This is a genomic window from Pseudomonas sp. NY15372 (assembly GCF_048068215.1).
Lineage (GTDB): Bacteria > Pseudomonadota > Gammaproteobacteria > Pseudomonadales > Pseudomonadaceae > Aquipseudomonas > Aquipseudomonas guariconensis_A.
On sequence record NZ_JBLUPY010000001.1, the window covers coordinates 189,297 to 201,794 of the forward strand.

11 protein-coding genes are annotated in these 12,498 nt (G+C 64.2%); 8 read left to right on the plus strand and 3 right to left on the minus strand.

The window, feature by feature from the left end; translation table 11 throughout:
* The first annotated feature begins 17 nt into the window (after positions 1-17).
* From ACNFG0_RS00850 to ACNFG0_RS00860, 3 genes are read left to right on the plus strand one after another with little or no spacing between them, the layout of a single operon-like run.
* On the plus strand, positions 18-1,328 hold the full coding sequence (locus ACNFG0_RS00850; RefSeq protein ID WP_416763869.1) for a DUF1329 domain-containing protein: 1,311 nt from the start codon (positions 18-20) through the stop codon (positions 1,326-1,328).
* Positions 1,328-1,714 carry a YidH family protein gene (locus ACNFG0_RS00855; protein WP_196154413.1) on the plus strand — a complete coding sequence of 129 codons (387 nt, stop codon included), beginning with the start codon at positions 1,328-1,330 and terminating at the stop codon, positions 1,712-1,714. The genes ACNFG0_RS00850 and ACNFG0_RS00855 overlap by 1 nt, the downstream gene beginning before the upstream one ends.
* On the plus strand, positions 1,707-2,000 hold the full coding sequence (locus ACNFG0_RS00860; RefSeq protein WP_416763786.1) for a DUF202 domain-containing protein: 294 nt from the start codon (positions 1,707-1,709) through the stop codon (positions 1,998-2,000). The genes ACNFG0_RS00855 and ACNFG0_RS00860 overlap by 8 nt, the downstream gene beginning before the upstream one ends.
* 40 nt (positions 2,001-2,040) lie before the next feature.
* Here ACNFG0_RS00860 and ACNFG0_RS00865 read toward each other — a convergent pair whose 3' ends face one another.
* Both ACNFG0_RS00865 and ACNFG0_RS00870 read right to left on the minus strand, forming a co-directional pair.
* Entirely contained in the window at positions 2,041-4,002 is a 1,962-nt protein-coding gene (locus tag ACNFG0_RS00865) for an alkyl/aryl-sulfatase (RefSeq protein ID WP_416763787.1), read from the minus strand.
* 134 nt (positions 4,003-4,136) lie between these two features.
* The gene (locus ACNFG0_RS00870; RefSeq protein ID WP_196143155.1) at positions 4,137-5,054 is read right to left on the minus strand and encodes a LysR family transcriptional regulator; all 918 of its coding nucleotides are present in this window, start codon (positions 5,052-5,054) and stop codon (positions 4,137-4,139) included.
* 77 nt (positions 5,055-5,131) lie between these two features.
* On the opposite strand from ACNFG0_RS00870, the gene ACNFG0_RS00875 reads away from it, so the two are divergent.
* The 5 genes from ACNFG0_RS00875 to ACNFG0_RS00895 are packed head-to-tail and all read left to right on the plus strand — an operon-like array spanning position 5,132 to position 10,987.
* Positions 5,132-6,370, plus strand: a complete 1,239-nt coding sequence (locus tag ACNFG0_RS00875; protein WP_416763788.1) for a 3-hydroxyacyl-CoA dehydrogenase NAD-binding domain-containing protein — start codon at positions 5,132-5,134, stop codon at positions 6,368-6,370.
* Positions 6,367-8,145: an acyl-CoA dehydrogenase C-terminal domain-containing protein gene (locus ACNFG0_RS00880; RefSeq protein WP_196143153.1), complete on the plus strand. Its 1,779-nt coding sequence runs from the start codon at positions 6,367-6,369 to the stop codon at positions 8,143-8,145. Before ACNFG0_RS00875 ends, ACNFG0_RS00880 begins: the two co-directional genes overlap by 4 nt.
* A gap of 36 nt (positions 8,146-8,181) precedes the next feature.
* Entirely contained in the window at positions 8,182-9,345 is a 1,164-nt protein-coding gene (locus ACNFG0_RS00885) for an iron-containing alcohol dehydrogenase (RefSeq protein WP_196143152.1), read from the plus strand.
* Positions 9,345-9,776: an acyl-CoA thioesterase gene (locus ACNFG0_RS00890; protein WP_416763789.1), complete on the plus strand. Its 432-nt coding sequence runs from the start codon at positions 9,345-9,347 to the stop codon at positions 9,774-9,776. Before ACNFG0_RS00885 ends, ACNFG0_RS00890 begins: the two co-directional genes overlap by 1 nt.
* Positions 9,777-9,802: 26 nt before the next feature.
* Positions 9,803-10,987, plus strand: coding sequence for an acetyl-CoA C-acyltransferase (locus ACNFG0_RS00895; protein WP_416763790.1), 1,185 nt, complete (start codon positions 9,803-9,805; stop codon positions 10,985-10,987).
* Positions 10,988-11,109: 122 nt separating this feature from the next.
* Here the strand turns inward: ACNFG0_RS00895 and gudD are convergent, their stop codons facing one another.
* On the minus strand, positions 11,110-12,480 hold the full coding sequence (gene gudD / locus ACNFG0_RS00900; protein WP_416763791.1) for a glucarate dehydratase: 1,371 nt from the start codon (positions 12,478-12,480) through the stop codon (positions 11,110-11,112).
* Positions 12,481-12,498: the final 18 nt, after the last annotated feature.

The window sequence follows — 12,498 nt, forward strand, 5'->3', positions numbered from 1 at the left end:
TAGCGATGAGAACATGCATGGTAATGCTTGGCATGCTGGTGGTGATGGGCGCGCAGGCGGCCGGCCAACTGCCCGAAGAATTGACCCCCGTAGGTGCCGAGCGTGGCGCCAGCGCCGACGGGCGTATTCCCGCCTGGCAAGGCGGACTGGCGAGCTCCCAGCAACGCTTGGGAAGCAACGGCACGCCGCTGGATCCTTATGCCGACGAACAACCCCTCTACCGGATCACGGCGCATAACTACCCGCAGTACCAGGACCAGCTGTCTGCCGGCCAGATCGCCTTGCTCAAGCGCTTTCCCGACAGCCTCGATCTACCGGTGTATCCCACCCACCGCAGTGTCGCGGTACCTCGTGAGGTCGCCGTTTCCGCCGCGCACAATGCAGGTAGGGTGCGCTTGAGCGACGACGGTAACGGGTTGCAAGGGTTCAGTGGGGTGATCGCCTTCCCCCAGCCCAGCAACGGTCTGGAGGTGATCTGGAACCATTTGACCCGCAGCCGCAACGCCAGCTACAGCTTGGTCTGCGACAGTGTCACTCCGCAGAAGAACGGGCGCTTCGTACTGATGAGCGCCCGCCAGGATTTCGCCCGCCCCGAGAGCCTACAGGGCAAGGCTGCGGACAACATCCTTTATTACTTTACCTATCGCATGACCGCTCCGTCCCGGCTCGCCGGTGACGCGATGGTGGTGCATGAGACACTCGACCAAGTGGCCGAGCCACGCCTGTCCTGGGTCTACAGCGCCAGTCAGCGACGGGTGAGGCGGGCCCCGGCACTGGCCTATGACACCACCGGCCCAGGCACGGCAGGCCTGCGTACGGCAGACAGCCGCGACATGTTCAACGGCGCGCCGGACCGCTACGACTGGACGCTGGTGGGCAAGAAGGCACTGCATGTGCCGTACAACAGTTATCGCCTGGCCTCGCCGAGCCTGCGCTACCGTGAGCTGATCCAGCCTGGCCATGTCAATCCGCAACCCACCCGTTACGAGTTGCACAGGGTGTGGGTCGTCGAGGCGACCCTCAAGCCTGGAGCTCAACATGTCTATGCCAAGCGGCGGTATTACATCGACGAAGATACGTGGGCGATCCTCGAGGCGGATCTGTACGACCGCAATGGAACGCTCTGGCGCACATCCCAGGCCCACAGCTTCTATCATCCCGTTGGCGAGGCCGTGGTCAATGCCATGGAGGTGACCTACGACCTGAAAAGTGGTCGCTACCATGTCTCAGGGCTGACCAACGAGCAGCGTCAACCCTTCGTCTTCAACCTGCGTACCAGTGTGTCTTTCTTTTCCCCTGGTGCCTTGCGCAGCTTTGGTGTGCGCTGATGGCCTCCCATGAACCGCGTCCGATGGGGTTGCAAATCTTGCTTGGCGGTGGCGAAGCGCCCGACCCCCGCTTCACCCTGGCGAACGAGCGCACTTTCCTGGCCTGGATTCGCACGGCGTTGGCCTTGCTCGGGGGTGGGGTCGCCATCGAAGCCTTCGGCGCACAGGCTTTCGAACCCCGTCTGAGAATAGCCATGGCGATGAGCCTTGTGGTGCTCAGCCTGTTGCTGAGCGCCGGTGCATGCCTGCGCTGGCTCCAGGTGGAACGGGCGCTGCGCCAGCGCCGGCCGCTACCTTTGCCCGCGCTGGTACCGGTATTGGCCATGGGTAGTGCATTGGCCGCCGTGTTGGCTGGCAGCATGTTCTGGTGGTGCTGGGGTGGCTGACCCGGGTTTGCAGGCCGAGCGAACCGAGCTGGCCTGGCGACGCACCGCGTTGGCGTTGACGATCATCGTTTGCCTGGCCTGGCGTGCCGAGGCACCGCTGCTGGCGAGCCTGGCCCTGGTGGCCGTGCTGGTGCTGCTAGGGAGGCAAGGGCGCCGGTATCGGCAAGGGCTGCAGATGCTCGAGAGCGAATGCGCGCACGCTGTGCCAGGGATGATCCTGGGGCTCGGCGGGACGGTTTGCGTGCTGGCGATGGCGGCGCTGTGGGGGCTTGCGAGCGGCGTTTGAACAGGGGCTGGCAGCGTGTCGGCTGCCAGCCTGCCAGCATTCAGGGCGTCACTATGTTGAAGCGGGCATCGGCTTCTTCCAGCCCACCCATCAAGCGCAGGAACTTCAGGCGCTCACCTTTGATCGTGATGTCGCCCAGCGTCGCCTCCTTGAGAAAACCGGTCTGCTTCAACGCAACCCGGTCCAGCGTGGCCTTGCTCATGGTGACTTCGACATCTGCCTGGGCGTGTCGGGCCAGGTCTCGGTGAGTGAGCACGCCATTGCGCAGGGTCAGGGCGTAATCCTCGTCCAGGTCGGTGAATCGCCAGTTGATGGTCAGGTCATTGTCCGCCGCGCTCAGGGCATTCACACGCACCCCCAAATAATCGAAGAACAGCGTTGGCGTCAGGGCGCGCACCATGTCATCGGCGTTGCCACGACCACCGGTAGTGGCGGCAACGCCGCCACGCAGCTCCTGGGCACCGCTGAGGTAAGCGTTGCGCCAGGTGGCATTCTCGCTCTGGTAGCCCAACTGTTCCAGGGCGTCGGCTTGGAGTTCACGGGCCTCGCTGTTGTCGGGCTCGGCGAAGACCAGGTGATTGGTCAACTGGGCAACCCAGCGATAGTCGCCCTCACCGAAGGCCTTGCGCGCCTGACGCAGTACCTGCTCGCTACCGCCCATTGCCGCGACATAGCGAGCTCCGGCCGCTTGTGGGGGCAAGGGGTTCAGGTTCGCCGGGTTGCCATCGTAGAAGCCCATGTAGCGCTGATAGACGGCGCGCACGTTATGACTGAGCGAGCCGTAGTAGTCGCGGCTGTACCATTTGGCGGCCAGCCGTGGTGGCAAGGAGGTCAATGTGTCGGCGATCTCCATGGGCGTCAGGCCCTGGTTGATCAGGCGCAGGGTCTGGCTGTCGATGAAGGCGTACATGTCGCGCTGGTCGGCCAGGTATTCGCGGATGGCCGGACCACCCCAGGTAGGCCAATGGTGCTGGGCGAAGACGACCTCGGCCTTGTCGCCATAGCGCACCAGTGACTGGTCCAGGTAGTGCGCCCAGATCTTTGGGTCGCGCACCAGAGCGCCGCGCAGGGTGAGCACATTGTGCTGCACATGGGTGGCATTCTCGGCCATGCACAGGGCCTTGAAGCGCGGGAAATAGAGGTTCATCTCCGCCGGCGCCTCGGTACCGGGGGTGAGCTGGAATTCGACCTCGACACCGTCGAGGGTCAGGTGTTCCAGCGGTTGGCTGATCTCCCGGGTCGGGGCGATCAGGCTGACCGTGGCATTGGCCGGTACACCCTTGCCCAGACCTGCATCCACCTGGCCGCGCTCGCCTCGCGGGAGCCCTGCGCCGTACATGTATTGGGCGCGGCGCTTCATGGCCGGGCCCGCCAGGACGTTCTCGCCGATGGCATGCTCGAAGAAACCTTGTGGGGCGATCACCTGGACTTTGCCTGCCTTGACGTCCGCCTCGTCGATCACCCCGCGCACACCACCGAAGTGATCCACGTGCGGGTGGGTGTAGATCACGGTCGTGACCGGCTTGCGCGGGCGGTGCTTGAAGTACAGCGCCATGCCGGCCTTGGCGGTCTCCACCGACAGCAGCGGATCGAGCACGATCAGGCCGGTGTTGCCCTCGATGATGGTCATGTTGGCCAAATCCAGGCCGCGGATCTGGTAGATGCCTTCGGTGACCTGGAACAAGCCGGCGATGCGATTGAGCTGGGCCATGCGCCACAGGCTGGGGTTGACGGTCGCGGGCGCAGCGCCCGGGTTCAGGAACGCGTACTGGCCCATATCCCAGACCGTCTTGCCTTCGGCATTGCCGATGACGCCGTCATAGCGCTCCACCAGGCCGCGTTCGGCGGACTCGAAGTCTCCCCGGTCGGCGAACGGCAAGCGCTGCAACCACTGCTGGTTGTTCTGCAAAGTAAAGGCCGTGGCATCCTTGGCGGGCGTGGTGGCGAAGCTTGCCAGCGGTGTCATCAGGGCAAGCGCAAGCAAAGACGGAGGGAGGCGCATCGGGGAGTCCTTTTTCTTGTTGGAGTGACCGTCGTCACCCGGTTCGTCGACCCGGGCGGCGTCCCACTGTAGGGAGCCGATCAAGCCACAGCCAATACCAGAGCGGCATGGCGACCATCGTGCTTTGCGATGGATCAGCCCGGTGCGATCGCAAGGATCTGCTCCACCAGCCAGGCCAGGGCCGGGTCATGCTGACGGTGGGTGAGGTGGACCAGCTCGAGGGCGAAAGGCTCCAGCGCGAACGGTAAGTCATACAACGCCAAGGGCAACAGCGTGGCGAACTGCCGTGCCAGTTGGGTCGGCAGCACGACGCAAAGGTCGGTGCTGGCCGCCAGGTGCGCGGCTTGCAGATAGTTGGGCGTGGTATAGACGATCCGCCGGGCCAGGCCCTGTTCGGCCAGCCATTGGTCAACCATGCCACGCGTCTGGCCGCCATGCACCCATAGGTGGCGCAGGTCAAGGAAGCGCTCGAGGTCAAGGGGCCCGTCGAGCATCGGATGTGCCTGGCGTACCGCCACTTGCAAGGTCTCGCTGCGCCAATGGTGGCGGCTGAAACGGGCCGGCACTTCGTCGAAGCGGCCCAATACCAGATCCAGTTCACCTCGATCCAGCGCTTCGGCCGGCAGGTGTGGAGCCAGGTGCAGGACGTCGATGCGCACATGCGGTGCCAGCGTCTGCAGACGGGCGAGCAATGTGGGCATGCACAACTGCTCGACGAAGTCCGTGAGGGCGATGCGCAACTGCTGGTGGCTGCGCAAGGGGTCGAACGCCTCCGCGGTCGAGAGCGTTTGTTCGATCTGCTGCAGGGCTGCCCGTATCGGTGCTTCCAACGCCAATGCCCGAGGTGTCGGGCGCATACGCCGGCCGACGCGCACCAACAGCGGGTCGCCCAGCAGCGTGCGCAGGCGGGCCAGAGCGTTGCTCACCGTAGGCTGGGTCAGCGCCAGGCGCTCGGCCGCGCGCGACACATTCTGCTCACGCAGCAACATGTCGAAGATACGAAGCAGGTTCAGATCGAAGTTCATATTATTCATATGGAAAATATATGGCATATGAAAATGAAATTTCAAAAATACTTACGACCTGCATAGGGTGACGGCTGTCCCTTTGAGCAGCAGGAGCAGCGCGCGTGAGTACCCCCTTCGACATCCAGCAAGTCGCCGTAATCGGTGCTGGCACCATGGGTCGCGGCATCGTCGTCAGCCTCGCCAGTGCGGGGCTGCCCGTGCTGTGGCTGGAAAGCAATGCTGCGACACTGGAGGCTGGCCTGGCGATGGTCAGCCAGACTTGGGCTCGGCAGGTCGACCGCCAGCGCATCACCCAGGCCCAGGCCGATGCCAACCTTGCACGGGTGCAGGCAGTAGACGGTTACGCAGCCTTGTCCCACGCCGACCTGGTGATCGAGGCCGTGTACGAGAGCCTTGCGCTCAAACAGGAGATCTTCCGCGCGCTGGACGCTCATCTCAAGCCACAGGCGATTCTGGCCAGCAATACATCGGCGCTGGACATCGACGCCATCGCTGCCGTCACGGCCCGCGCTTCCCAGGTGCTTGGGCTGCATTTCTTCAGCCCGGCGCACGTCATGAAACTGCTGGAAATCGTGCGTGGCGAACAGACCGCCAACGAGGTGCTGGAGGTGAGCCAGGCACTGGCAGCACGCCTTGGCAAGGTGGCGGTGGTAGCGGGCAATTGCCCGGGTTTCATCGGCAACCGTATGTTGCGCACCTATGTCGCCGAAGCGCGCAAGTTGCTGCTTGAAGGCGCCTTGGCGCACCAGATCGATGAAGCCCTTCAGAGGTTCGGCTTCGCCATGGGACCGTTCCGGATGTACGACGTGGTCGGCATCGACCTTGAGTGGCGTGCTCGCCAACTGGCAGGGCAGGGCATGGAGTCGCCGTTGGTGCAGGTGGACAACGCACTGTGCGCGCTTGGCCGTCTGGGCCAGAAAGCCGGGAAAGGTTATTACCGTTATGCCCCCGGCAGCCGCGAGGCCGAACACGATCCTCAGGTCGATGCCTTGGTGCTCAAGGTTTCACACGAGCTCGGCTACCGCCGCCGAGACATCGATGAGCAGGAGATTCTGGAGCGCTGCCTGTTGGCGCTGGTCAACGAGGGGGCGAAGATCCTCGAGGAAACCATCGCCACCAACGCCAATGACATCGACCAGGTCTGGCTCAATGGCTACGGGTTCCCCGCCCAGGCCGGCGGGCCGATGAGCTGGGCGGATGCGCAAGGTGTCGCGAGTATCCTCGGGCGCCTGGAGCGCTTGCAAGGTGTGTTGGGCGAGCATTGGCGACCCGCGGCGTTGTTCTACCCGTTGGTGGCCGGTGGCAAGCGCTTGGCCGATGTGCAGGAGGGCCGGGTATGAATTATCGGGCGCCTTTGCGCGAGATGCGTTTCGTGCTGCACGAACTGTTCGATGTCACCCAGCACTGCCAATTCCTGGGCACCGGGCTGGATCGCGATACCCTCGATGACGTGCTGGAAGAGGCCGCGCGTTTTGCCGGTGAGGTGGTCGCCCCGCTCAATCGCGACAGCGACGAGCAAGGGTGCAGCCTGCAGGACGGCCAGGTCCGCACGCCGGATGGCTTCCGGGAAGCCTACCGACAATACGTGGATAACGGCTGGGCGGGCATGACCGGGCCACAAGCATACGGTGGCCAGGCCTTGCCGCAGATGGTCGCGGCCTGCTTCCACGAGATGCTGATGGCCGCGTCGCTGTCCTTTCGCATCTATTCGGGGCTGACCGAAGGCGCTGTGTTGGCGTTGCATCGCCATGGCAGCGAAGCACTGAAGCACACATGGTTGGGCAAGCTGGTCAGCGGTGAATGGACCGGCACCATGTGTCTGACCGAACCCCAGGCCGGCACCGATCTGGCTTTGTTGCGCACCCGGGCAGAGCCACGGGCCGATGGCAGTTACAGCATCATCGGCAGCAAGATTTTCATCAGCGGCGGCGACCAGGACCTGACGGACAACATCGTCCATCTGGTCCTGGCCCGCCTGCCCGATGCGCCGGCCGGGGTGAAGGGCATAAGCCTGTTCCTGGTGCCCAAGGTCTTGCCCGACACTGGCCTTGGCAATGCCCTGGGTTGCGGTGCTCTTGAGCACAAGATGGGCATCAAGGGCGCTTCGACCTGTGTGATGAATTTCGACGGTGCCCAAGGCTGGTTGGTGGGGGAAGCCAACCAAGGGTTGGCCTGCATGTTCACGATGATGAACGATGCGCGTTTCCAGGTTGGCCTGCAGGGTCTTGGTATCGCCGAAGCGGCCTTCCAGGGAGGCTTGGCCTACGCGCGCGAGCGTTTGCAATCGCGATCGCTGAGCGGTGCCGTGGCGCCTGAAAAGGCTGCTGATCCGATCATTGTCCACCCCGATGTGCGGCGCATGCTGCTGACCCAGAAGACGCTGACCGAAGGTTGCCGCATGTTGGCAACCTATACCGCACGCCAGTTGGACCTGGAACAGGGTGCGCCGCACCCCCATGAGCGCCACCAGGCCGGTCGCCGTGCTGCCTTGCTCATTCCTGTCGTCAAGGCATTCTTCACCGATGTCGGCCAGGAAGTGGCAAGCCTGGGTGTACAGATACATGGCGGGCACGGGTATATCCGTGAGTGGGGCATGGAGCAGTTGATGCGCGACAGTCGCATCACCCAACTCTATGAAGGCACCAACGGTATCCAGGCACTGGACCTGGTGCGGCGCAAACTGATCGGTGATGGCGGTGCCGAGCTCAACGGGTTGATCGACGAGCTTGCCCTGCACGCCGATGCAGCGGGAGCCCAGGCCTCGTTGCAGGCCATGGGCGCCGCAGTCAGCCAGCGCCTCGATGAATGGCGTGTGCTGGGCGAGCGCGTCATCGAACGCTGCCAGCACGACCCCGAGGAAATCGGCGCCGTCTCGGTGGACTTCCTCGCCTACTCGGGCTACGTCCTGCTGGCGGCCTTCTGGCTGCAAGCGGCCAGGCATGCCGATACCGCGTTGACGCAGGGTAGCGACGAAGCTGCGTTCTACCAGGCCAAGCTGCAGGCTGCCGAGTTCTATTGGCGCCGGATATTGCCTCGTGCCACTGCCCACCGAGAAGCGTTGTTGGGCGGCGCGGGCTGCCTGATGACGATCCCCGAGAGCGATTTCGCTTTCTGAGCACCCCTGCCTCTACTGGAACAAGGAGCAACCGACATGCAGCCGTTCAGTTTTGCTACCGCTGGCCAGATTCTCAGCGAGGCCGGGGCCGTGCGACGTCTGGCCAGCCTGTGCCGTGAGCGCGGCGCGCGCCGCGTGCTGATCGTCACCGACCCGGGCATTGCCCGCCTGGGCATGCTCGACGACCTGTTGCCTGGCTTCACGGCCGCGCAGGTGGGTGTAGCGATTTTCACGGAAGTCGCGGCCGACCCCGGCCAGGCTTGCGTGCTCGCCGCGGTGAAGCGTGCACGGCATATCGGTGCCGACCTGATCGTTGGCTTCGGCGGCGGCAGCTCCATGGATGTCGCCAAGCTGGTCGCCCTGCTGGCGCATCCCGAGAGCCGTCAGCCGCTCGAAGCGCTGTACGGTGTCGATCAGGCCAAGGGCCAACGCTTGCCGCTGATACAAATACCCACCACAGCCGGTACTGGCTCGGAGGTGACACCGATCGCCATCGTGACCACCGCTGGCAATGTCAAGATGGGCGTGGTTTCGCCGTTGCTGTTGCCGGACCTGGCGTTGCTCGATGCCGACTGCACCTTGGGCCTGCCCGCCGCCGTAACGGCGGCGACGGGGATCGACGCCATGGTCCATGCGATCGAGGCCTACACCAGCAAGCTCAAGCGCAACCCGCTGTCCAGCCTGCTGGCCCGTGAGGCGCTGCGGTTGTTGGCTAGCAATCTCGACCAGGCGGTGTACAACGGCGGTAACCTTCAGGCGCGTCAGGCCATGCTGCTGGGGGCCTGCCTGGCCGGGCAGGCGTTCGCCAATGCACCGGTGGCAGCCGTGCACGCGTTGGCCTACCCGCTGGGCGGGCATTTCCATATTCCCCATGGTCTGTCCAATGCCTTGGTACTGCCACATGTGCTGCGTTTCAACTTGCCGGTGGCGGCAGCTGACTATGCCGAGTTGGCGCCGGCCCTGTTGGGGGAACGCCTGCGTGCTGGTGACCGCCATTGTCAGAGCGAGCAGTTCGTCGCGGAGCTGGCTGAGCTTGGGCCACGGTGCGGGCTGCCCGGGCGCTTGCGGGATGTCGCGGTCCCCAGGCACAGCCTCGGTCAATTGGCCGAGGATGCCATGCGCCAACAACGGCTGCTGGTGAATAACCCACGTGAAGTCACCGCCGCCGATGCTCTGACCATCTACGAGGCGGCTTACTGATGGATGAAACCAGGCAGCGTCAGCGCTATCGGCACTTCACCACCATCACCACCCGTTGGCACGACAACGACGTCTATGGCCATGTGAACAACGTTATTTATTACGGTTTCTTCGACAGTGCGGTGAACCGCCTGCTGGTCGAGCATGCAGGCCTGGACATCCACGCCGGGCCGGTGATTGCCCTGGTGGTCAGCTCCAACTGCCAATACCACGCCTCGGTCGCGTTCCCCCAGTCCATCGAGGTCGGCCTGGCGATCAGCCGGTTGGGTAACAGCTCGGTGCATTACCAGCTTGCGGTGTTCCGCGAGGCGCATGAGCAAGCCTGTGCCACCGGCAATTTCGTGCATGTCTTCGTCGACCGCGATAGCCGTCGCCCCACGCCGATACCCAGCCGTTTACGCCAGGTATTGAGCGATCTGCTGCAGGATTGATGCTTATTTCACGAGGAAGCCGAACCATGAAAGATGCGGTTATCGTTTCAACTGCTCGCACACCGATCGCCAAGGCCATGCGAGGCGCATTCAATACCCTCAAGACACCCAGCATGACTGCCATCGCCATCCGTGCCGCCGTCGAGCGGGCTGGTATCGAAGCCCAGCAGATCGAGGACCTGGTGCTGGGCACCGCGATGCAGAGCGGTACCGCTGCGATCAACCCGGCGCGCCTTTCGGCCCTGGCGGCGGGCTTGCCGGTGTCGGTGAGCGGGCAGACCATCGACCGTCAATGTGCGTCGGGTTTGATGGCCATCGCCATCGCTGCCAAGCAGATCATGGTCGATGGCATGGAAGTGGTCATTGGTGCGGGGCAGGAGCAGATCAGCCTGGTCCAGGAGGCCCACAATCGACTGGCGAGCCAAGCCCAGGATGGCAATGTATTGCGCATGAGCGAACATGCCTACATGCCCATGCTGCAGACCGCCGAGCTTGTCGCACGCCGTTATGGCATCAGCCGCGATGCGCAGGATGCCTATGCCGTGCAATCCCAGCAGCGAACATCGGCTGCCCAGGTGGCTGGCCTGTTCGATGAGGAAATCGTGCCGGTCACCACGCGCTGCAAGGTGGTCGACAAAGCGAGCGGGGCGGTCAGCTATCAGGACGTGTGCCTTGCACGGGATGAAGGTAACAGGCCCACCACTACGTTCGCTGACCTACAGGCCCTCAAGCCGGTACTCGAAGGCGGCTGCGTGACGGCCGGCAACGCCAGCCAGCTTTCCGATGGTGCCAGCGCCTGTGTATTGATGGAGGGCGCTGCCGCTGCGCGCCGGGCGCAGGCGCCATTGGGTCTTTATCGCGGGATTGCAGTGGCAGGGCTGGCGCCGGAGGAAATGGGGATCGGGCCTGTGCTGGCGGTGCCCAAGCTGCTCCGCCAACACGGCCTCACGGTGGACGATATTGGCTTGTGGGAGCTCAATGAAGCTTTTGCCTGTCAGGTCTTGTACTGCGCCCAGCGCTTGGGGATCGACCCGGCGAAGTTGAACGTCAACGGCGGCGCCATCGCCATTGGGCATCCCTATGGCATGAGTGGGGCGCGGATGGTGGGGCATGCACTGCTGGAAGGAAAGCGGCGCGGGGTCAAGTTCGTCGTGGTGACGATGTGCGTGGGCGGCGGGATGGGGGCTGCGGGATTGTTCGAAGTGTTGTGACAGGGATATTGCCCGTTCAGGCCCAGAAGGGTTCAGGGCAGGGGCGCAGCTACGCCCGGGACGTGCCGTGAAAGCTGGCATGGAAAGGCTGCCCGGCTGTTGGCCGGGCAGCTGGGACAGGCTCAGCGCACCAGGCAGGGGCGCTTGTTGTCGAAGGTCCAGCCGGGGATGAGGAACTGCATGGCGACGCTGTCGTCGCGCGCGCCCAGGCCCATCTGGCGATAGCATTCATGGGCCTTGGCCAACTGGTCTTCATCCAGTTCGATGCCCAGCCCCGGACGCTGTGGCACCTTGACGAAACCATCGACGATCTTCAGTGGCTCACGGGTCAGGCGTTGGCCGTCTTGCCAGATCCAGTGGGTATCGATGGCGGTGATGTCACCTGGAGCGGCAGCGGCCACCTGGGTGAACATCGCCAGCGAGATGTCGAAGTGGTTGTTCGAATGCGAACCCCAGGTCAGGCCCCAGTCATGGCACATCTGGGCGACCCGTACCGAGCCCTGCAGCGTCCAGAAGTGCGGGTCGGCCAGGGGAATGTCCACCGATTGCAACTGGAAGGCGTGGCCCATCTCACGCCAGTCCGTGGCGATCATGTTGGTGGCGGTGGGCAGGCCGGTGGCGCGGCGGAACTCGGCCATCACTTCGCGGCCTGAGTAGCCATTCTCGGCGCCGCACGGATCCTCGGCGTACGCCAGCACCTGATGCTTGTCACGGCACAGGGCAATGGCCTGCTTGAGTGACCAGGCGCCATTGGGGTCCAGGGTGATGCGTGCGTCGGGGAAGCGTTCGGCCAGGGCGGTCACCGCTTCCATTTCCTCCTCGCCGCGCAGTACGCCGCCCTTGAGCTTGAAGTCGCTGAAACCGTAGCGGGCGTGGGCGGCCTCGGCCAGGCGAACCACGGCCTCGGGCGTCAAGGCGCGTTCGTGGCGCACGGCGAACCATTCATTGTCGGCATCTGGTTCGCTGCGGTAGGCCAAGGTGGTGTCGTTGCGATCGCCGATATAGAAAAGGTAGCCGAGCATCTTCACGGCATCGCGCTGCTGGCCTTCGCCGAGCAGGGCGGCCATGGGCACGCCCAGGTGTTGGCCGAGCAGGTCGAGCAAGGCCGACTCCATGGCCGTCACGGCGTGCACCGTGATGCGCAGGTCGAAGGTCTGCAGGCCACGGCCGGCGGCGTCGCGGCTGGCGAACGTCTGGCGCATGGCGTTGAGCACGCGCTGGTAGTGGCCGATAGGCTGGCCGATCACCAGGGCGCGGGCGTCTTCGAGGGTCTGGCGGATGCGTTCGCCGCCGGGCACTTCACCCAGGCCGGTGTTGCCGGCGCTGTCGCGCAGCACCACCACGTTGCGGGTGAAGTACGGCCCGTGGGCGCCGCTGAGGTTGAGCAGCATGCTGTCATGGCCAGCCACCGGGATGACGCGCAGCTCGGTGACCACCGGCGTGCCCTTGTCGAGCGACTGTGTGGCGTGATGCGGGGAAGTCTGGATGTTCATCTAAGCGTACCTGCAGGT